The organism is Nakamurella flava (assembly GCF_005298075.1).
Taxonomy (GTDB): domain Bacteria; phylum Actinomycetota; class Actinomycetes; order Mycobacteriales; family Nakamurellaceae; genus Nakamurella; species Nakamurella flava.
Genome location: NZ_SZZH01000001.1, coordinates 1,658,889 through 1,679,441 on the forward strand (window position 1 = coordinate 1,658,889; position 20,553 = coordinate 1,679,441).

At 73.4% G+C, this 20,553-nt stretch carries 19 protein-coding genes; 7 read left to right on the top strand and 12 right to left on the bottom strand.

Going from position 1 to position 20,553, the window contains the following annotated elements; translation table 11 throughout:
• Positions 1-2 precede the first annotated feature (2 nt).
• The 5 genes from scpA to FDO65_RS07520 form a co-directional block, all read right to left on the bottom strand.
• Positions 3-2,216, bottom strand: a complete 2,214-nt coding sequence (scpA, locus tag FDO65_RS07500; RefSeq protein ID WP_420847528.1) for a methylmalonyl-CoA mutase — start codon at positions 2,214-2,216, stop codon at positions 3-5.
• A gap of 44 nt (positions 2,217-2,260) precedes the next feature.
• On the bottom strand, positions 2,261-3,709 hold the full coding sequence (locus tag FDO65_RS07505; protein WP_137448722.1) for a methylmalonyl-CoA mutase family protein: 1,449 nt from the start codon (positions 3,707-3,709) through the stop codon (positions 2,261-2,263).
• A 1-nt stretch (position 3,710) separates the two neighbouring features.
• Positions 3,711-4,430, bottom strand: coding sequence for a TetR/AcrR family transcriptional regulator (locus FDO65_RS07510; RefSeq protein WP_240757479.1), 720 nt, complete (start codon positions 4,428-4,430; stop codon positions 3,711-3,713).
• A gap of 103 nt (positions 4,431-4,533) precedes the next feature.
• Positions 4,534-5,691, bottom strand: a complete 1,158-nt coding sequence (locus tag FDO65_RS07515; protein ID WP_137448724.1) for an acyl-CoA dehydrogenase family protein — start codon at positions 5,689-5,691, stop codon at positions 4,534-4,536.
• A gap of 87 nt (positions 5,692-5,778) precedes the next feature.
• The gene (locus FDO65_RS07520; protein ID WP_137448725.1) at positions 5,779-5,976 is read right to left on the bottom strand and encodes a hypothetical protein; all 198 of its coding nucleotides are present in this window, start codon (positions 5,974-5,976) and stop codon (positions 5,779-5,781) included.
• A gap of 423 nt (positions 5,977-6,399) precedes the next feature.
• Between FDO65_RS07520 and FDO65_RS07525 the strand changes: the two genes are divergently transcribed.
• Both FDO65_RS07525 and FDO65_RS07530 read left to right on the top strand, forming a co-directional pair.
• Positions 6,400-7,512, top strand: coding sequence for a nicotinate-nucleotide--dimethylbenzimidazole phosphoribosyltransferase (locus tag FDO65_RS07525; RefSeq protein WP_166442079.1), 1,113 nt, complete (start codon positions 6,400-6,402; stop codon positions 7,510-7,512).
• A 118-nt stretch (positions 7,513-7,630) separates the two neighbouring features.
• Positions 7,631-9,007 (top strand): chloride channel protein, encoded by a 1,377-nt coding sequence (locus FDO65_RS07530; protein WP_240757480.1) that lies wholly within the window; start codon positions 7,631-7,633, stop codon positions 9,005-9,007.
• Here the strand turns inward: FDO65_RS07530 and FDO65_RS07535 are convergent.
• The 4 genes from FDO65_RS07535 to FDO65_RS07550 all read right to left on the bottom strand — a co-directional run bounded on the left by FDO65_RS07535 (position 8,919) and on the right by FDO65_RS07550 (position 12,601).
• Entirely contained in the window at positions 8,919-9,518 is a 600-nt protein-coding gene (locus FDO65_RS07535) for a potassium channel family protein (RefSeq protein ID WP_166442080.1), read from the bottom strand. The genes FDO65_RS07530 and FDO65_RS07535 overlap by 89 nt on opposite strands.
• A gap of 50 nt (positions 9,519-9,568) precedes the next feature.
• Positions 9,569-10,780 (bottom strand): MFS transporter, encoded by a 1,212-nt coding sequence (locus FDO65_RS07540; RefSeq protein ID WP_166442081.1) that lies wholly within the window; start codon positions 10,778-10,780, stop codon positions 9,569-9,571.
• Positions 10,777-11,454, bottom strand: a complete 678-nt coding sequence (locus tag FDO65_RS07545; RefSeq protein ID WP_137448729.1) for a uracil-DNA glycosylase — start codon at positions 11,452-11,454, stop codon at positions 10,777-10,779. Before FDO65_RS07545 ends, FDO65_RS07540 begins: the two co-directional genes overlap by 4 nt.
• Before the next feature lie 76 nt (positions 11,455-11,530).
• On the bottom strand, positions 11,531-12,601 hold the full coding sequence (locus tag FDO65_RS07550) for a thiamine-phosphate kinase (protein ID WP_240757481.1): 1,071 nt from the start codon (positions 12,599-12,601) through the stop codon (positions 11,531-11,533).
• A 94-nt stretch (positions 12,602-12,695) separates the two neighbouring features.
• Between FDO65_RS07550 and FDO65_RS22100 the strand changes: the two genes are divergently transcribed.
• The 3 genes from FDO65_RS22100 (at position 12,696) to FDO65_RS07560 (ending at position 13,930) form a co-directional block, all read left to right on the top strand.
• Complete coding sequence (locus FDO65_RS22100; protein WP_166442082.1) at positions 12,696-12,863, top strand: hypothetical protein; 168 nt, start codon at positions 12,696-12,698, stop codon at positions 12,861-12,863.
• A gap of 141 nt (positions 12,864-13,004) precedes the next feature.
• The gene (locus FDO65_RS07555) at positions 13,005-13,238 is read left to right on the top strand and encodes an Lrp/AsnC family transcriptional regulator (protein WP_205849838.1); all 234 of its coding nucleotides are present in this window, start codon (positions 13,005-13,007) and stop codon (positions 13,236-13,238) included.
• A 2-nt stretch (positions 13,239-13,240) separates the two neighbouring features.
• Complete coding sequence (locus FDO65_RS07560; protein WP_137448732.1) at positions 13,241-13,930, top strand: DUF3515 domain-containing protein; 690 nt, start codon at positions 13,241-13,243, stop codon at positions 13,928-13,930.
• A gap of 15 nt (positions 13,931-13,945) precedes the next feature.
• On the opposite strand, the gene FDO65_RS07565 is transcribed toward FDO65_RS07560, so the two are convergent.
• The 3 genes from FDO65_RS07565 to FDO65_RS07575 form a co-directional block, all read right to left on the bottom strand.
• On the bottom strand, positions 13,946-15,076 hold the full coding sequence (locus FDO65_RS07565) for a D-alanine--D-alanine ligase family protein (protein WP_137448733.1): 1,131 nt from the start codon (positions 15,074-15,076) through the stop codon (positions 13,946-13,948).
• A gap of 82 nt (positions 15,077-15,158) precedes the next feature.
• Positions 15,159-16,166: an NAD(P)H-dependent glycerol-3-phosphate dehydrogenase gene (locus FDO65_RS07570; protein ID WP_137449612.1), complete on the bottom strand. Its 1,008-nt coding sequence runs from the start codon at positions 16,164-16,166 to the stop codon at positions 15,159-15,161.
• 140 nt (positions 16,167-16,306) lie between these two features.
• Complete coding sequence (locus FDO65_RS07575) at positions 16,307-17,119, bottom strand: lysophospholipid acyltransferase family protein (RefSeq protein WP_240757483.1); 813 nt, start codon at positions 17,117-17,119, stop codon at positions 16,307-16,309.
• A 211-nt stretch (positions 17,120-17,330) separates the two neighbouring features.
• On the opposite strand from FDO65_RS07575, the gene FDO65_RS07580 reads away from it, so the two are divergent.
• Both FDO65_RS07580 and FDO65_RS07585 read left to right on the top strand, forming a co-directional pair.
• Positions 17,331-19,583, top strand: a complete 2,253-nt coding sequence (locus FDO65_RS07580) for an RNA degradosome polyphosphate kinase (RefSeq protein ID WP_166442083.1) — start codon at positions 17,331-17,333, stop codon at positions 19,581-19,583.
• Entirely contained in the window at positions 19,580-20,485 is a 906-nt protein-coding gene (locus FDO65_RS07585; protein ID WP_137448734.1) for an NUDIX hydrolase, read from the top strand. Before FDO65_RS07580 ends, FDO65_RS07585 begins: the two co-directional genes overlap by 4 nt.
• The last annotated feature ends 68 nt before the right edge of the window (positions 20,486-20,553 follow it).

Sequence of the window (20,553 nt, forward strand, 5' to 3'; positions counted from 1 at the left end):
CGTCACCCGGTCAGGCTGGCCCGGAGGCGATCGAGCAGGTCGAGAGCAGCCTCGGCGATGACGGTGCCCGGCCCGAACACCGCGGCCGCACCAGCCTCCAGCAGCGCCGGGACGTCGTCGGGTGGGATGACCCCGCCGACGACGATCATGATGTCCGGCCGGCCCTGCGCGGCGAGCTCGTCCCGCAAGGCCGGCACCAGGGTGAGGTGACCGGCGGCCATCGAGCTGACGCCGACGATGTGCACGTCGGCGTCGACGGCCTGCCGGGCGACCTCGGCCGGCGTCGAGAACAGCGGGCCGACGTCGACGTCGAACCCGAGGTCGGAGAACGCGGTGACGATGACCTTCTGCCCGCGGTCGTGCCCGTCCTGCCCCATCTTCGCCACCAGGATGCGGGGCCGGCGGCCCTGCTCGGCGGCGAAGTCCCCGGTGGCGGTCAGCGCCCGGTCGATCGGGGAATCGTCGGGCGTGCCGGCTGTGCTGCCTGATTCCGTCGCCACCCGGGCCTCCTCCGCTCGCGCCGCCGCCTCCGACCTGTACACCCCGGACACCGTCTGGATCGTCGCGGTGTAGCGACCGTAGGCCTTCTCCAGCGCCGCGGAGATCTCGCCCACGGTCGCGTGGGCGCGGGCGGCGACGACCGACAGCGCCAGCAGGTTGCCCGCCTCGTCGAACGCTCCGGGGTAGGCCGCCCGGCCGGCCACCCTGGTCAACGCCGCCAGGGCGGCGTCCACGGCCGACTGGTCCCGCTCGGCCCGCAGCTGCTCCAGCCGGGCCACCTGGGCGGCCCGGACGGAGGCGTTGTCGATGCGCAGGACGTCGATTGGCTGGTCCCCGCCGTCGGACCTGGGCACACGGTGGGCGTTGACCCCGACGACGGTCTGCGCGCCGGTGTCGATGCGGGCCTGGGTGCGGGCCGCCGCCTCCTCGATCCGCAGCTTCGGGATGCCCGCCTCGATGGCCCGGGCCATGCCGCCGGCCCGGGCGATCTCATCCAGGTGCACCTGGGCGCGGGCGGTCAGATCGGCGGTCAACCGCTCGACCGTCCACGACCCGCCCCAGGGGTCGATGACGTCGCCGACGCCCGCCTCCTGCTGCAACAGCAACTGGGTGTTCCGGGCGATCCGGGCGGAGTGGTCGGTGGGCAGCGCGATGGCCTCGTCGAGGGCGTTGGTGTGCAACGACTGGGTCCCACCGGCGGTCGCGGCCAGCGCCTCCAGACAGGTGCGGGCCACGTTGTTGAACGGGTCCTGCGCGGTCAGCGACCACCCGGAGGTCTGCGAATGGGCTCGCAGCACGGTCGATTTCGGATTCCCGGGCCCCAGCTCGGACACCATGCGATGCCACAGGGCCCGGGCCGCCCGGAGTTTGGCGATCTCGGTGAGGACGTTCATGCCGATGGCCCAGAAGAACGAGAGCCGGGGCGCGAAGGCGTCGACGCCCATCCCGGCCCGGATACCGGTCTGCAGGTACTCCAGACCGTCGGCGAGGGTGTAGGCGAGTTCCAGATCGGCGCTGGCCCCGGCTTCCTGCAGGTGGTAGCCGGAGATCGAGATGGAGTTGAACTTCGGCATCCGCGCCGCCGTGTACCGGAAGATGTCGGCGATGATCCGCAGCGATGGTTCCGGCGGGTAGATGTAGGTGTTGCGGACCATGAACTCCTTGAGGATGTCGTTCTGGATGGTCCCGGCCAGCTGCTCCGGCGCGACGCCCTGCTCCTCGGCCGCGACGATGTACAGGGCGAGCACGGGCAGCACCGCCCCGTTCATCGTCATCGACACGCTCATCCGGTCCAGGGGGATCTGGTCGAAGAGCTGGCGCATGTCCAGGATCGAGTCGATGGCCACCCCGGCCATGCCGACGTCCCCGGTGACCCGCGGGTGGTCGGAGTCGTAGCCGCGGTGGGTGGCCAGATCGAAAGCGACCGACAGGCCCTTCTGACCGGCGGCCAGGTTACGGCGGTAGAAGGCGTTCGACTCGGCGGCGGTGGAGAAACCCGCGTACTGCCGGACGGTCCACGGCTGTGTCGCGTACATCGTCGGGTACGGGCCGCGCAGGAACGGCGGCCGGCCCGGGTAACTGGCCACGTCGGCCAGGCCGGCGACGTCATCCGCCGCGTACCGACGGGGAACGGCGATCCCCTCGGGCGACAGCCAGGCCGGACCGGCCGCGTCCGGGGGCGGGACGACCGGCGCCCCGTCGGCGCGCAGGGGCAGACCGGCGAAGGAGCCGGGCACGGCGGCCACAGCAGGGTGCGATGTCACGAGGCGTCCTTTCCGGACGGGACGTCGGCCGGTTCCCAGGTCCGCGGGGGCGGCCACCCGGAGACGGGCGGCGGCCCCGGCGGCTCCGCGGTGGCCGGCGGGTGGACGGTGACGCCGATGAGGGGCTGCCGGCCGTCGGCGATGCGGCGGTCCCGTTCGTCCGCCGCCGCGGCCCAGCGCCGCCCCACCGCGCCCTCGGCCAGGGCCGCCCGGGCGCCGCCGGCCGCCTCGATGCGCCCGAACTCGGCCCAGGCGGCCTCGGCCAGGGTCTGCGTCAGTTCCTCCACCGCGAACGCGCCGGCCGCCGGGTCGACCGCCTGCCCGACGTGCGACTCGGCGATCAGCAGGTGCGAGATGTTGCGGGCCCAGCGCCGGGCCGCCGCACCGGATACCCGGGCGGCGTGGTCGTACGGCAGCACGGTGACGGCGTCGGCGCCGCCGGCCCCGGCGGCGAAGGCCGCGACGGTGGTGCGCAGCAGGTTGGTCTCCGGATCCCGCCGGGTCAACATCGGACGGGAGGTGACCGCGTGCAGACGCGCCGGGACGCCCGAGACCCCGCACAGCTGCAGCACCCGGTCCCACAGCACCCGCGCGGCCCGGAACTTGGCGACCGTCGGGTACAGCTGCACCGTCGCGGCCAACCGGAACTCGATGCGCCGGGCGGCGGCGGCGACATCGGTGGACCCAGAGGTCATCTCGCGGAGCAGGGCGACCCCGACGGCGAGCATCCAGCCCAGTTCACCGGCCTCGCCCGCCCCCGCGTCGTGGGCGGCGGTGCCGTCGGCCGCGATCGACCCGACCCCCAGCGTGTCGGCCGCTTCGGTCAAGGCGCGGACGGCGGCCGCGCACTCCCCCGCGGCCGGCACCGCACCCCCGGATCGCACCGCCGCGGCGAACGGGTCCACCCCGACGACCGTGTCCGGGTGCAGCCGCACCCCCGACCCGACCGCCTCGACGAGGACCCGCGCGGCCGCGATGCTGTCGTCGGCGTCGACGGCCAGACACCGGCCGTCCAGGGGCATCCCGGCCAGACACCCGGCCAGGACATCCAGGGACTCGTCGGGCGGCAACCGCAGCCACAGCGAGGTGGATCCGCCGGCCGACTCGCGACGGGCCTGGTCGGCCGGCGCGTCCGTGCTGCCTGTGCCGTCCGTGACGAGGATGAGGGACCGCACATCCCAGCCGACCCGCTCCGTCACGGGTATCGGGCTCGATCCGACGGGCTCGCAGGTCGCCGGGGTGCCCAGCACGGGCACGGGCAGACCCTCGACCGTCGTGCGGGTCAGGCTCCGCCGCACGGTCGCCGGCGTGGCGTCCGGGTGGTTCCGCCGCAGGACCCCGGCCGCCAGCTCGCGCCAGGCCGACTCCTCGGCGACCAGGGCAGCGCCGTCGGCGTCGAGCCGGGCAGTACCGTCCGCGCCCAGTCGGGCGGTGTCGATGGCCACGTCAGATCTCCTCGAGAGTGCGCCGCAGCGCGGGCAGCACCACGTCCACCGGATGGGCGGACGACAACACGACGACCGTGGTGGACCCGTCGACGGACGGGACGGTCGACGACCGGACCGGCTGCGTGACGTCGGTGGACCCGGCGAAAAGGTCGACGACCGCCCGCAGGGCCCGGTCGACCTCCTCCAGCGGCGCGGTCGCCTCCGACCGCAACCAGCGACGCAACACATGGTTGTGAGCGGCGACGACGGCCGCGGCCATCAGCTCGGCCCGCAGCGCCGCGCCCGGTTCGTCACCCATCCACTCCGCGATGAACTCCCGGAACAGCCGCTGGTACTGGGCCTGGCTGGCGAACTCCCGGTCCCGCAGGGCCGTCACCCGGCTGGTCAACCGGTAGCGCAGACGGGCCCGTTCCCCCTCGGCCAGGTAGTGGCGCAGGACCAGCCGGACGGCGTCCGACACGGCGACGAGAGCGGTGTCCCCGGTGGAGGTGTCGAGCCGGCTGCGGATGGCGGCGAGCAGTTCGTCGTGCGCGGGGAAGATCACGTCCTCCTTCGACCGGTAGTTCCGGAAGAAGGTGGACCGGCTGACGCCGGCCCGTTCGGCGATCTCCTCCACCGTCGTCTGCTCGTAGCCACGCTCGGCGAACAGGGCGAGCGCGGCGTCGACCAGCCGGTCGGTGGCGGCGGGCGGGGGCTCGGGATCGCCAGGACGCGACACGGGACCTCCCACGGCGGATCGGGAACGCGGCGCCATCGCCACATCTGAAACGCAGTATCGCTCTCACGGTACTGAGTGTCAAAGGTGCGGGGTCGCTGGGCCGTCAGTAGGACCGGGGCAGACCGAGGGTGTGCTGGGCGATGTGGTTGAGGACCATCTCGCTGTTCACCGGGGCGATGCGCAGCAACCGGGCCATCCCCCAGAGCGGGATCAACCCGAAGTCGGCCGACAAGCCGTTGCCCCCGTGGGCCTGGATCGCCGCGTCGATCGCCTGCCCCGCGGCCTCGGCCGCCGCGTACTTGGCCATGTTGGCGGCCTCCCCGGCCGGCTCGGACCGGTCGTGCAGCCAGGCTGCCTTGGCCGTCATCAGACCGGCGAGGTCGACTGCGATGCGGGCCCGGGCCAGCGGATGCGACACCGCCTGATGGGTGCCCAGGGCGCTGCGCCACACCGACCGGTCCCGCACGTACCGCGCCGCCGCGTCCACCGCGTACCGGCCGATCCCGACGGCCAGCGCAGCCGCGATGACGCGTTCCGGATTCAGGCCGTCGAACAGTGGACGCCAGCCACCGCCGACCGGGCCGATGGCCGCCGCCGCGTCGACCGCGACGTCGTCGAAATGCACGGTGAACTGACGATCCGGCAGATGGGCGTCCATCTCGATGGGCGTCCAGCTCAGCCCGGGCGCATCGGTCGGGACGAGGAACAGCGACAGGTCGGCCCGGTCGGACGTCTGGTCCGTCCCCGTCCGGCACACGGTCAGCACGGCGGCGGCCTGGTCGATACCGGAGATGTAGTACTTGCCGCCCGAGATGCGGAACGTGCCGTCGGCCGCCTGGGTCGCGGTGGTCCGCAACCGGTGGGTGTTGCTGCCCGCGTCGGGTTCGGTCACCGCGAAGGCCAGCAGCGTGCTGCCGTCGGCCAGACCCGGCAGCCAGGCCCCGCGCTGCTCCGGTGTGCCGTGACGACGGAGCACCTCCACCCCGATCGCACTACTGACCAGCATCAGCAGCAGGGGGCATCCTGCCGCTGCCACCTCCTCGGCCACCACGGCGAGCTCACTGAGCCCGGCGCCACCGCCCCCGTACTCCTCCGGCACATTGACGCCCAGGAACCCGGCCTCGCCGAGTTCCCGCCACAGGGCCGTGAGCGCCTCGCCGCTGCGCCCGTGGGCGGCGTACGCCGAGATCCCGTACCGGGCGGCGATACCGCGGACCGCCGCCCGCAGTTCGACGTACTCCTCCGGTTCGCTGAAGTCCATCGCCCCAGCATGCGACGAAGGCCCGGTTCCCGCACCAGCTCGCGGGATCGGGCCTTCATGGAACGGCGCGGAACGTCGCGCCGGAAATCAGGCGGCAGCCAGGGCCATCGGGCCGTAGACCGCGCTGTGGTCGTTGAAAAGGCTGACTTCGGCGACACCGGTGTCCAGCAATTCCGCGAAGGAATCGGTGAGCCATTCCTCGGCCGCCTCCTGCGAATCGAAGGCGATCGCGGGCCCGTCGGTCACGACGCCCGCCTCGTCGGCGTACCTCCACTGGTAGACCATGGTTTTCCCCTCTCGCTCGGCGTCTCCGACCCACGGCCCGGAATTCCGGGTCCGACGTGTAGCGAAAACGACACCTGCACCCCGGCGGGGTGTCCGTGCGTGTGACCGAGTGTAATTCCAGGGCCCCGACCAGGACGAGGGGGCGCCATTGATTCACAAGGGTTTGTCGTGCACCGCACCGTCCGTGCCGATGCAGCACCTCGAACGGGTCGGCCCGTCAGCAGATCCGGGGTCACCCGGACCGGGCACACCGCGGGTGCCGTCGCCCGTTCGATGACCGGGACCGGGTGTCCGCCGGCGACCGGCCCGGGACCGGACGGGATACTGCGAAGCACGCGGCGTCACGGCCCCCGGGGAACGTCCCGGGAACCCGACCCGCCGTCGACGCACGACGACCGCTCTGGAAAGGCCCCGATGCCCCCGGTGGATCTGCCTCCCGTCCCCGCCCCGGACGAAGCCGCCCTGGCGGCGTCGCGGGAGCATCGGTCTCACCTGCCGTCCGGCGCGCTCGGTCGCTGGGCCGAGGTGCTGGACCAGCTGGCCGCCGTCCGCGGCCGCGGAGAAGCCACCCGTCGCCCCAGGCTGGTCGTCCTCGCCGCCGAACACGGGGTGGCCGAACTCGGGGTGTCCGCCTACGAGCCGTCGGCGACCGCCTCTCGCGCCGCCGCCGCGCGGGCCGGCACCGGACCGGTCGCCGCCGTCGCCCGGGCGGCCGGGGTCGGCGTCGTGGTCGGCGATCTCGGCGTCCTGTCGGCCACGGATCCGGACGCGCCGGAGGCCGAGGACCACGAGGAGACGGACGGGCTGCGGGTGGGCCCCAGCGACCCCATCGACGCCGCGGACGCGCTCGGCGAGGACGAGGTCACCGCTGCCATCGCCCGGGGACGGGCCCTGGCCGACCGCGAGATCGACTCCGGGGCCGACTTTCTCGTCGGCGCCACCTGTGGCGTGGGAGTCAGCACGCCGAGCGCGGTCCTGCTGGCCGCAGTCACCGGGATGGAACCCGTCGACGCCACCGGGCGGGGTTCCGGCATCGACGACGCCGCCTGGATCACCAAGGCGGGCGTCGTCCGGGACGCCCTGTTCCGGGTCCGCCGGGCGGCCACCAACGCGGACGTGCCGACGCTGCTGCGGGTGGCGGGCGGAGCCGATCTGGCCGCGCTCACCGGGCTCATCGCCCAGGCCGCCGTCCGGCGTACCCCGGTGGCGATCCACGACCTGCCGTCGGCGGTGGCCGCGGTGCTCGCCCACCGGCTGGCCCCCGGCGCCGACACGGCCATGATCGCCCTCACCGCCGGGTCCGACCGCGGCACCCGCCGCGCCCTGAAACTCCTCGGCCTGCGTCCACTGACGGACTGGGCGACCGCCGGGGACAGCGGACTCGGCGCCCTGCTCGTCCTGCCGACGCTCTGGGCCGCCGAGACGGCCGCCTACGGGCGGTCCGATGGGGACGATCCGGGGAGCGGTTCCGCGCTCGAGAACGACAGCGCCCGTTCGGCCCACGCGGTCACCGCCTGGGACGCCGAACTGCTCTGACCCGGCCCGCACGGACGGGCGAGTCCCGCCGCGTCCGACGGCCCCCGGACACCCCCGCTCTCTAGGGTGGGGCCGTCCGGCGATCGACGGACGGACCGGCCGGCACCCAGGGGGCGCAGTGACGACGTCGGGCACCTCGGCCGCGCAGCCGGCGGGAATGGACGTCCGGGCCGTCCTGCGGTCCCGGAAGTACCTGGTCGGCGTTTTGCTCGCCGCCCTGATCGGGATACCGGTCTCCGCCCTCGCCTACGCCTTCCTGGCCCTGGTGACCCTGCTGCAACGGCTGATCCTGACCGATCTGCCGACCTCGCTGTTCGGGTCCACCCCGGCCTGGTGGCCCATCCCCTGGCTGGTGCTCGGCGGCGTCCTCACCGGGCTGACGATCCGCGCGCTCCCTGGTAACGGCGGCCACTCACCCGCCCTGGGCTTCCAGTCCGGTGGCGCGCCCACCCCCCGCGAACTGCCGGCCGTGGTGCTCGCCGCTCTGGCCTCGCTGAGCCTCGGCGCCGTCCTCGGCCCGGAGGCCCCGCTCATCGCCCTCGGCGGCGGTCTCGGTCTGCTGACCGTCCGGCTCGTGGCCCGCCGCGGCCGGAACGTGACCGCGGAGGCCGGCGCGATGGTCGCGGCCGCCGGCACCTTCGCGGCCGTCAGCACCCTGCTCGGCTCCCCGCTGATCGGGGCCTTCCTCATCCTGGAAGCCGCCCCCGTCGGCGGCGCCGCGCTCGTCCTGGCCACCCTCCCGGGCCTGCTGGCCGCCGGGATCGGCAACCTGCTGTTCGTGGGCCTCGGCTCGTGGACCGGGCTCGGGCCGCTCAGCCTGAGCCTTCCGGCGTTGCCCGATCCCGGATCGCCGACCCTGGCCATGCTCGCCTGGGGTGCCGCCTTCGGCGTCGTCGCCGCCCTGCTGGCGTTCGTGATCCGCCGGGGGGCACTCGCCCTGCGTCCGATCGTCCACCGGTCCCGGGTGCTGGTCACCGGGCTGCTCGGACTGGGTATCGGGCTGTGCGCGCTGGTCTTCGCCCTCGTCTCCGGGGACACCCCGGTGGAGATCCTGTTCTCCGGTCAGGAGGCGCTACCCGGTCTCATCGCGCACCTCGACGAGATCACCGTCGGGACCGGCCTGCTCCTCATCGCGACCAAGGGCGTCGCATACCTGTTGTCGCTCAGCGCCTTTCGAGGTGGGCCGATCTTCCCGGCCATGTACCTCGGTGCCGTGCTGGGGATGATGGCGACGGCTCTGCCCGGTGTCCCGGCGGCCGCCGGCATCGCCATGGGCATCGGGGCCATGTGCGCGGCCATGCTCGGCCTGCCGCTGACCTCGACCCTGCTGGCCACCCTGCTGCTCGGCCGGCAAGGGCTCGAGGTCATGCCGGCGGTGATCGTCGCCGTGGTGATCGCCTACCTCGTCACGGCGCGTCTGCCGGCGCCGGGCCGTCCGGACCCGACGGCCGTTCCTGGGAGCGACGGGCCCGCCCCCGCTGCACCGCCCCGGTGATGAGACGCAGCAGCAGACCCAGCACGACCAGGTTGAGCAGCATCTGCACGCTGACCAGAATGCGCATTCCGTCGGACTGCGGGGTGATGTCCCCGAAGCCCACCGTGGCGAACACCGTGATGGTGAAGTACAGCGCGCGGACGTGGTTCAGCGGCTCGGAGAACGCCGCCGGGTCCCCCAGGCTGTTGGACAGGTACAGCCGCGCGAACAGCACCAAAAACAGGGTGACGATGACGGTGAGCGCCTCGATCGCTCGCAGCATCGGCCACCGCGACCGCAGGATCGCCGGGATCTGCCAGCCGGCGACCCCGGCGTAGACCACCAGCGCCAGGATCACCCACGGGACATCCGAGGTGCCCGTCTCGCCCCGGGTCGGCAGCAGCAGATAGGCCAGCAGCAGACCGGTGACCGTCACGCACAACCGGGCCACCGTCCACCCCGTCGCGCGGACGAATCCGTCCGGGCGACCACCCGCCGGATCACCCGCGGAGACCCCGTCCCGCTCGCCCATCGCGGCTCCCTCGCGCCCGGCCCATCGGATCGGGCCGCCCCGGGCCGACCCTAGCGACGGGGCGCCCCGATGGCGGCGATGCTCGCCGCGACCACACATCCGGTGATGACCACCGCCATCGCGCCGGTCCACCCGCCCCGGTCGTAGACCGCGGCGCCGGCGAACCCCACCAGGCTCGATCCGGCGTAGTAGGCCAGTGAGTAGGTCGCCGCGACCTGAGACCGGGCGCCCGGGATCCGTTCCCCCGCCCAGGACGCGGCGATGGCGTGGGCCGGGAAGAAGGCGAAAGTGGCGACGACGAGCCCGGCGATGATCAGCCACAACGACGGGGCCAGGGTGAGGGCCACCCCGCCGGCCATCGCGAACCCGGCCGCGACCAGCACCCGGCGGCGACCGAATCGGCCCACCGCCCGCCCCACCCCGGACGACCCGACCGTACCGACGAGGTAGGTCAGGAAGAGCAGGCTGACCACCGAGGCCGGGAGCCGGTACGGCTCGTCGAGCAGCCGGAATCCCAGCAGGTTGTAGATGGTCACGAACCCGCCCATGAGCAGGAACGCCTGGGCGTAGAAGACGGCGACGGTGCGGTCGGTGAACGCCGCCCGCAGGCGCGCCCCCGCCCCCAGGGTCGTCGTCACCGGCGGTCCGCCGGACGGAGTCGCCCGCGATCGCGGTTGACGTCGGTCGTCACCGCGGCTCAGGACCACGAAGACCGCCACCGCGACGGCGACCAGCACCGCCGTCACCGCGACTCCCCAGCGCCATCCCCAGCCGGCGGCCACCGCCCCGGTCACCACCCGTCCGGACAGGCCGCCGATGGTGGTGCCGGCGATGTACAGGCCGCCGATGGCGGCCACCCGGGCCGGTTCGGCCCGGGCCACCAGATGGGCCATGGCCAGGGCCGGCAGGGCGCCGAGCGCCACCCCGGACACCGCCCGGAGCGCCAGCAGCACGCCGAAGCTGGGTGCGAACGGCAGGGCCGTCGCGCAGACCGCCGCCGCCACCGCGGCCCAGCGCATCGCCCGGGCCCGGCCGACCCGGTCGCCCACGAAGGCCCACGGCAACACGGACAGGGCCAGCGCACCGGTCGCGACCGAGACGGCCAGGCTCGCGGTGGACTCGCTCAGCGAGAACTCGGCGGCCAGCGCCGGCAGCACCGCCTGCACCGCGTACAGCTCGGCGAAGGTGGCGACTCCCCCGGCGAAGAGGGCCGCGGTCAGCCGGTGGGTCGACGACGGCGCCGGAGCACCGGTCGCGGTCACAGCCGCCAGTCGACCGGAGCAGCCCCGCGCGCGGTCAGGTACTCGTTCGTGCGGGAGAACGGGCGGGAGCCGAAGAAGCCGCGATCGGCCGACAGCGGAGACGGGTGGGCCGACGCGATGACGTCCACGCCACCGGCCTGCAACGGCTTGGTCAGGGTCTGGGCGTCCCGGCCCCACAGGATCGCCACCAGCGGGGCGTCCCGGGCGACCAGGGCGTCGATCGCGGCCGCCGTCACCACCTCCCACCCCTTGCCCCGGTGGGACGCCGAACGGCCCGGCTCCACCGTGAGCACCCGGTTCAACAGCAGCACTCCCTGCTCGCCCCAGGTCGACAGGTCGCCGTGCGGGGCCGGCGGGATCCCCAGGTCGGACTGCAGCTCCTTGTAGATGTTGGTCAGCGAACGCGGCAGGGGCCGGACGTGCCGTTCGACCGCGAACGAGAGCCCGATCGGGTGGCCCGGAGTCGGGTACGGGTCCTGCCCGACGATGAGCACGCGCACCTGGTCGAACGGCTGAGTGAACGCCCGCAGGACGTGCGGACCGGCGGGCAGGTACGTCCGGCCGGCCGCGACCTCGGCGCGCAGGAAGTCGCCCATGGCGTGCACCTGCGGCTCGACCGGCGCCAAGGCGGTGGCCCAACCGGGATCGACGACGTCCTGCAGTGCACCTGGCATGCGCCGCAGGTTACCCACCGCGACCGGGTTCACCCGCCCGGTGCGACGCGATCCCGGTCACGGCCGGGCGGCGGGCTCAGGAGGTGAAGTGGTCCCAGCCGCCCGGGGTGTCGCGGGCGGCACCGTCGACCGTGACCACGCCGGCGTCGGAGTCGGTGACCACCCCGATGACCACCCACCCGTCCGGCACGGCGTCCGGGGCGAAGGTCGCCGCCAGGGCGTGGTCGTCGCCGCCGGTCAGCACCCACTCCAGGGGGTCACGGCCGAGCGCCGACGCCACCTCCGCCAGTCGCGGGGCGACCGGCAGCTGCGCGGTGCGGACGTCCACACCCACGCCGGACGCGACCGCGATGTGACCGAGATCGGCCAGCAGCCCGTCGGACACGTCGATCATCGCGCCGGCTCCGGCGGCCGCGGCGACCGGTCCCTGGGCCAGCGGCGGCTCCGGCACCCGGTAGGCCCCCACCACCGCCGCCGGCGAGCGGAAACCGCGGGACAGCACGGTCAGACCGGCGGCCGCCCAGCCCAGCCGACCGGCGACGGCGACCACCTGACCCGGTCGCGCCCCCGACCGGGTCACCGGCGCCGCGCCGCGCAGATCGCCCAGCACGGTGACCGAGATCGTCAGCACCTCGGAACGGGTCAGGTCGCCGCCCACCAGGCCGGCCCCCACCGCGGCGGCCTCGGCGTCCAGACCGCGGCCGAGCCCGAGCACGAGGTCCTCGGGAATGTCGGCCGGCGCAGTCAGCCCGACCAGCAGCGCCGTGGGAACCGCCCCCATCGCGGCGATGTCGGCCATCGACGCCAGCGCCGCCCGGCGACCGATCTGCTCGCCCGACGCCCAGTCGGTGCGGAAGTGCACCCCGTCCACCAGGACGTCGACCGAGGCCACCACCCGACCGTCGGCCGCGGTGATCACCGCCGCGTCGTCACCCGGTCCGAGAGTGGTCGCCGACCCGGGGGCCAGGCCGGCGGTCAGCCGACCGATGACGGCGAACTCTCCACGGGCGCCGACGCTGCCCGGCGCCGGGGCGGCCGTGGAAGCGGACGGGACGGACGACGAGACGGACCCGGAGGACCGGAACGAGCTGGTGATGGGACACCCACCTTCGGGCTGACGGACGTGACCCGAGTCATCCTGCCGCACCGGCGCTCCGCCACCGGGGCTCCACCCGGGGCGGCACGAGGTTGGTCCCGCGTGAAACCGGGCACTCGTCCCGCTCGGACGAGAGGAGCAGCCGGTGACCGAGAACATCGACCAGAACGAGGTGGACCGCCGCAAGGCGCAGGCCGCGGCGGGGGCGGGTGACAACCAGGGCGCCGGTCTGGACGGGGACGGCACCAGCCACGCCGACCGCGACGCGGACCTGGGCACGCCGGGCCAGGACGAGGACGACTCGGCGGGCTGACCCCGGGGTCGCCGTGTCTCGCACAAGGCGGCGAGACTCGCTCTTCCGTGCCTTCTGGCGCCCGTCGCAAGCTCGGGCGACTAGGGTGGCGAGGCCGCGCCGACCGTGGTCGTGGCGTGATCCCGTCGAAAGGGGCTCATCGTGGTGCAGGCGTTCATCCTCATCCAGACCGAGGTGGGTCAGGCCGCGAGCGTGGCCCGGGCCATCGCCGAGCTGCCCGGGGTGACCAGCGCCGAGGACGTCACCGGCCCCTACGACGTCATCGTCCGGGCCGAGGCCAACACCGTCGACGAGCTCGGCAAGCTGGTCGTCGCCCGGGTGCAGAACGTGGCGGGCATCACCCGCACGCTGACCTGCCCGGTCGTCCACCTGTAGGCGTGCCCGACCACGTCATGCCGGACGACGCCGAGCGCGAACGCCGTACCCGCGGCGGGTCCGTCCCTGAGTCGGCCGACGACCGGCCGCCCGCGTGGCGCCTGATCGCCGCGATCGCCGTCGGGGTGCTGGCCGTGGTCGCGGTCATCGTCGGTTCAGTCGTCGCCCGCTCGGCCAGTGCCCCTGACCCGAACGCCCCGCTGGCCCTTGGGCCCGTTCCGGCCCCGGGCGCGGCCGACCCGGCCTGCGTCGCCCTGATGCGCGCCCTCCCCGACCAATTGGCCGGGCTGGATCGCCGCACGGTCAGCGGTCTCGGCGCGCTGCCGGATGTCTCGGGCTCGGCCACATCGGCTCCGGCCGATCAGGCCGACCTCGACGTCGGTGCGGTCGCCGCCTGGGGGGAGCCGCCCGTCGTGCTGCGCTGCGGCGTGCAGACCCCGACCGAACTGACCTGCAGCGCCCCGGTGCAGGTCGTCGACGGCGTCACCTGGCTACCGCTGACCAACGTCGCCGACCCCACACGCGGCACCACCTACCTGCTGGCCGACCGGAGCGTGCGGGTGGCCCTGACCATCCCGCCCACCGCGAACAGTGGGCCGTGGCAACAGGTGTCGTCGATCGTCGCCGCGACGCTGCCGGCCGAACCGGTGTGCACCGACGGGGTGCTGCGCGCGGCGGCCGGCGAGTCCTGACCGGCTCGCGCCGGGTCAGCGCAGGCCGGTCCCCCGGGCCAGCGCCGTCCGTACCAGGGTGGTCAGCAGCTCGGCGTAGTCGATGCCGGCGGCGGCCCACATCCGCGGGTACATGGAGATGGGCGTGAATCCGGGCAGGGTGTTGACCTCGTTGATGACCAGATCACCGTCCGGGCGGACGAAGAAGTCGACCCGGGACAGGCCCTGGGCGTCCAGGGCCCGGAACGCGCGGACCGACATCTGCCGGATCTGCTCGGCCACGGCATCCGGCAGCTCCGCCGGGATCGAGAAGGTGGCCACGTCGTCGAGGTACTTGGCGTCGAAGTCGTAGAAGCTGTGGTCGCCGCCGACCGCGATCTCGGCGACCGGCGAGGCCTTCACCCGACCGTCCGGGAACTCCAGGACACCGCACTCGACCTCGCGGCCGACCACGGCCTTCTCCACCAGCACCTTGGGATCGGTCTGCCGGGCCACGGCGATCGCGGCGTCGAGGTCGGCCCAGTCGTCGACGCGGCTGACACCGAGGGAGGATCCGGCGCGGGCGGGCTTGACGAACGCCGGCAGACCGATGAGGTCCTTCTCGTCCGCGGTCAGCGTGTCCCGTCCGGGACGCAGCACGACGAAGGTGCCGACCGGCAGCCCCTCGGCGGCCAGCAGCTTCTTGGTGAACTCTTTGTCCATCCCGGCCGCGGAGGCCAGTACCCCGGCCCCGACGTACGGGACGCCGGCCAGCTCCAGCAGACCCTGGATGGTGCCGTCCTCGCCGTACGGCCCGTGCAGGACCGGGAAGACCACATCGAAATGCTGGGCGGTGACGCCGGTCTCGACGCCACCGGCCGGCCGGATACCGGCAGCCGTCTGACCGTTGGTACCGAACAGCGGGACGACGGCCGCCGCGGTGGGGTCGGCGGTGAGCACCACGGAGGTCCCCGCGGTCACCTGGGGCAGCTGCCGGTCGTGCACGACGGGCAGGGTGGTCGGGTCGATCTGACGCCAGGATCCGTCCGGGGTGATGCCGATCGCGCTGACCTCGAACAGCTCCGGATCGAGGTGGGACAGCACACCGGCCGCCGAGATGCAGGAGACGGCGTGTTCGCCGCTGCGGCCTCCGAACACCACGGCCAGTCGGATCTTCTCGGACGTCATGGGCGGTAAGCCTAGTCGCCGGATCGGGTGACCCCGCGAGCCACGGCCGGGGCCGGAGGTGATCCTGACCGTCGGGGAACGGTCAGGCCACGACCTCGGGCGTGTGGGGCTGGTCCATCAGGTATCCGAGCATCTGCCCGGGCGGCAGGTGCCGATAGCAGACCTGGTAGACGCTCTCGGTGATCGGCATGTCGATGCGGTGCCGGAGCGCGAGGTCACGCACCGACCGGCAGGTCACCAGGCCCTCGGCGACCTGACCGTCGGACGCGGCCAACGCCGCTTCCAGACCCACGCCGGTCGCCAGCCGGTTGCCCAGCCGACGGTTGCGCGACAGCGGGGACCAGCAGGTCGCCACCAGGTCGCCCAGACCGGCCAGACCGGCGAATGTCTCGGCCCGGGCGCCGAGTTCGATGCCCAGGCGGGTCATCTCGTGCAGACCGCGGGTGATCAGGGAGGCGGCCGTGTTGTACCCGAGCCCCAGTCCGTCGGCGATGCCGCAGGCCAGCGCGATGATGTTCTTCCCGGCTCCGGCGATCTCGGCCCCGATGACGTCGGTGATCGTGTAGGGCTTGAAATACGAGGTGGCGCAAGCCATCTGGACGGCGACGGCGCGTTCGTGATCGACACAGGCGAGCACCGAGGCCGTCGGTCGGCCAAGGGCGATCTCCACCGCCAGGTTCGGCCCGGTGAGGACGACGATGCGGGCCGGGTCGATCTGGCCGACCCGCTCGACCACCTCGCTCATCCGCAGCCCGGTGCCGATCTCGACGCCCTTGGCCAGGGAGACGACCGGGACCCCGGCCGGCAGGGCGTCGCGGAACACCCGCAGGTTCTCCCGGAGCGACTGGCTGGGCACCGCGAGCACCACCGCGTCGGCCCCGTCGAGGGCCTCGTCGAAGTCGGACGTGGCCGAGAGCGACGACGGCAGCACGACGTTAGGCAGGTAGTCCGGATTGACGTGCTCGTCGGAGATCGCCGCGGCCAGGCTCTCCCGTCGGGCCCAGAGGGTGACGTCACGACCGGCATCGGCCAGCACCTTGGCGAACGTCGTCCCCCACGACCCGGCCCCCAGCACCGCGACACGATGCACGGACCCGACTCCCGGCGCACCCGCCGTCGGTTCCGGCGGCGCGCCGGCCGCGGCGGCCGCGGCGACCCCGCCGGCCAGGGGCGAGGTGTCACCGGCCTCGGGGTCCCACCCCGGCTCGGTGACCGTGGGCTGCTCGGCCGTCACCGGGCCGCCCCGTCCTGACCCGCCGCCCCCGGCCGGCCGGAACCGTCGCCGGTCGAGGTCGCCGGGCGGGCCGCGCCCTTCTTCGGGTCGTACCAGGTCTTCGGGGCGGCCTCCCCCCGGACGTCGGCCAGCAGGTCGCGGACGGCGCCCATGATCAGCAGGGTGGCCTCCAGGGTGGTGCGCGCGTCCACCGGGCGGGACCGCAGCTCGCTCAGGTCGATGGGCGGACCGACCTTCACCTGGATGTCCTTGCGCGGCCACGGCCGGAACTTGCGGCCCTGCGCGTAGCTGTCGTAGACGGCGTGGGTGCCCCACTGGGCCAGCGGGATGACCGGGAAGTCGCCGGCCAGCGCGAGGGACGCCACCCCGGGGCGGGGCCGCATCGGCCAGCGATCCGGGTCCTTGGTGACCGTGCCGTCGGGGTAGATGAGCACGACCTGACCGGTGGCCAGGGCCTCGGTCGCGGCGGTCAGGCTGGCCTGACCGGCCCCGCGCGGCCCCCGTTCGACGGGAATCTGGGCGGTGCCCCGCAGGGCGTTGCCCAGCACGGGCACCTTCCACAGCGACGCCTTGGCCATGAACCGGGGGATGCGGCCGTGCTTTTTCATGATGACCGCGTCGTACAGCGGGTCGAGGTGCGAGATGTGGTTGGCCACCACGAGATAGCCGCCCGACCGGCGCAGATGCTCGCCACCGCTGACCCGTTCCCGCCCGAGCAGGAAAGCGGCCGGATACATGATCGTCTGGCAGAAGCCGATCCAGAGGCCGCCCCGCTCCGACGGACGGCCGGTCGACGATCTGCGCGCCACGGTGGCTCCTTCGCGGTGGGACGGTGACCGCCGGCCGGCCGGGAGTTCCCGGGCCGGGGCGGTCGACGGGTTCGGGCCTGGTCAACCCTAGAGCAGGGCGCATTCCCCGTTCGGACGATGCCCCACCAGGTCCCACCCGACGGCGGCACCCCCAGGACCCGCCGGGGCACCCACCGTCGCCGGGACCGCCGCGAGGCGGGACAATGACGCGGTGACCTCCAGCGACACCGCTCCCACCCCGGCGAACGACCAGACGGCCGCCCCGGCGACCCCCGCGACCCCGGCGGCCGCCGCGAAACCGGCCCGGACCGGGGTGAAGCCGGAGGCCAAGGCCATCGAGCCGTTCCACACGAGCGCCGGCGACCGGGCGCTGGTCAGCGCCCCGGCCGTGGAGGAGATCGAGTCCGAACCGCTGCCCGCCGACCGGTTCTCCAACCGGGAGCTCAGCTGGCTGGACTTCAACGCCCGGGTGCTCGCCCTCGCCGAGGACGCCGGCCAACCGCTGCTGGAGCGGGCCAAGTTCCTGGCCATCTTCTCCTCGAACCTCGACGAGTTCTACATGGTCCGGGTGGCCGGCCTGAAGCGCCGCCAGGAGATGGGCCTGTCCGTCAAGAGCGCCGACGGGCTGACCCCGGCCGAACAGCTGACGCTGATCAGCGCCCGCACCCAGGAGCTGGTCGACCGCCAGGGGCGGTGCCTCGAGGACGAGGTGCTGCCCGCACTGGAGGCCGAGGGCATCCGCATCGTGCACTGGAAGACCATCGACAAGCCCGACCGCAAGCGGCTGTCGGAGTATTTCAGCGACCACATCTTCCCGGTGCTCACCCCACTCGCGGTCGACCCGGCCCACCCGTTCCCCTACATCTCCGGGCTGTCGCTGAACCTGGGCATCGTCGTCCGCGACCCGGTCACCAAGGAGGAGCGGTTCGCCCGGGTGAAGGTGCCCGACAACGTCGACCGGTTCGTCCGGGTCAAGCCGGGGGTCGACGACTACCTGCCGCTCGAGGACCTCATCGCCGCCCACCTGGTCGAGCTGTTCCCCGGGATGGACGTCATCGAGCACCTGGTCTTCCGGGTCACCCGCAACGCCGACCTCGACGTCGAGGAGGACCGCGACGAGGACCTGCTGCAGGCGCTGGAACGCGAGCTGGCCCGCCGCCGGTTCGGGCCGCCGGTCCGACTGGAGATTAACTCCACCGGCAGCAGTGAGGTCATCACCCAGCTGCTCGCCGAGCTGGACGTCGACCAGGGCGAACTGGTCGAGGTGGACGGCCTGCTCGACCTGTCGAGCCTCTGGCAGTTCTACGGCCTGAATCGCCCGTCCCTGAAGGACGCGCCGTTCGTCCCGGCCACCAACCCGGCCTTTGTCGAGGGCGAGACGCCCAAGAGCGTCTTCGCGACCCTGCGGGCCGGGGACGTCCTCGTGCACCACCCCTACGAATCCTTCGCCACCACGGTGCAGCGGTTCATCGAGCAGGCCGCCGCCGACCCCAAGGTGCTGGCGATCAAGCAGACCCTCTACCGCACCTCGGGTGACTCCCCCATCGTCGACGCCCTGATCTCCGCGGCCGCCGCGGGCAAGCAGGTCGTGGCGCTGGTCGAGATCAAGGCCCGGTTCGACGAGCGGGCCAACATCTCCTGGGCCAAGACGCTGGAACGGGCCGGGGTGCACGTCGTCTACGGTCTCGTCGGCCTCAAGACCCACTGCAAGACGGCCCTGGTCATCCGCCAGGAGGGGCGCACCCTGCGCCGCTACTGCCACATCGGCACGGGCAACTACAACCCGAAGACGGCCCGCATCTACGAGGACCTCGGTCTGCTCACCTGCGACGAGGACATCACCGCGGACCTCACGGACCTGTTCAACGTGCTGACCGGGTACTCGCGGCAGACCGAGTACCGCAACCTGCTGGTCGCTCCGCACTCGATCCGCAGCGGGGTCATCGGCCGCATCGAGCGGGAGATCGAACACCAGCGGGCGGGCCGGCCGGGCCTGGTGCGGCTGAAGATGAACTCCATCGTCGACGAGCCGGTCATCGACGCCCTCTACCGGGCGTCGCGGGCCGGTGTGCAGGTCGACGTCACGGTCCGCGGGATCTGCGCACTCCGCGCGGGCGTGCCCGGGCTGAGCGAGAACATCACCGTCCGGTCCATCGTCGGCCGGTTCCTCGAGCACTCGCGGATCTTCCACTTCCGCAACGGCGGCGACGAGGAGTACTGGATCGGCAGCGCGGACATGATGCACCGCAACCTCGATCGCCGGGTGGAGGCGCTCGTCCAGGTCAAGGCACCGTCGGCGACGGCCCGGATGGCCGGCCTGTTCGATCTCTACGCCCGGCCCGACACCCGGTGCTGGCTGCTGGGTCCCGACGGCTGGGAACGCTCGCCCGGTGCGGAGTCGGGCCTGGCCCCGGTCGACATCCAGCACGAGCTGCTGCGCAGCGGCGCCGCGCGTTCGGAATGACGCCGCCGCCCGACGGGGTCGTGCAGGCGGCGGGGACGGTGCTGTGGCGGCCGTCGCGCCGTCATGGCGTGCTGATCGCGCTCGTCCACCGTCCCCGCTACGACGACTGGTCGCTGCCCAAGGGCAAAGCCGAACCCGGTGAGCTGGCCCCGGTCACCGCCGCCCGGGAGACGGTCGAGGAAACGGGCTTCACGACGGCCATCGGCCGTTCGCTGACCACCGTCTCCTACCGGACCTCGGCCGGCCCCAAGGTGGTGCAGTACTTCACGGGGCGGTGCCTGACCGGTGAGTTCACCCCCAACAAGGAGGTCGACCGCCTGGAGTGGCTGCCGCCGGCCAAGGCTCGCGACCTGATGACGTACGAATTCGACCGGGCGGTGCTCAACACGTTCGGTCTGGAGGACCCGGCGCTGCCGGGAGTGCTCCTCGTCCGGCACGCCCGCGCCGGCTCCCGGGACTCGTGGGACGGTCGGGACGCCGACCGGCCGTTGGACGGCAAGGGCCGGCGGCAGTCCGCCGCTCTGGTGCCCGTCCTGCGGGCGTTCTGCCCGACCGCCGTGCACACCGCTCCCCTGGAGCGCTGCTGGGCGACCGTCGATCCGACGGCTCGGGCGTTGTCCCTGCCGGTGACCCCGCAACCCGCGCTGAGCGAGGAGGCCTACCGGGACGACCCGGCCGGGGCCCGCCGGGTGATCGTCGAACTGGCCACCAGCGCCGCACCGGGGAACACCGTGGTGGCCTGCAGCCAGGGCGGGGTCATCCCCGGGGTCATCAAATCGTTGGCCGGGCGCTCCGGCGTGCCGATCGGTGCCGTGGGCACCCCGAAAGCCGCCTCCTGGTATCTGTGCTTCGAGGGGCGCCGGCTGATCCAGGCGGACGCCTACCCCGCCCCCTCGGTCTGAATCGGCCACCGCGCCGACGCTGCGCGACCCCCGGGATGACCCGGTGGGTCGCGCAGCGACGCGGAAGG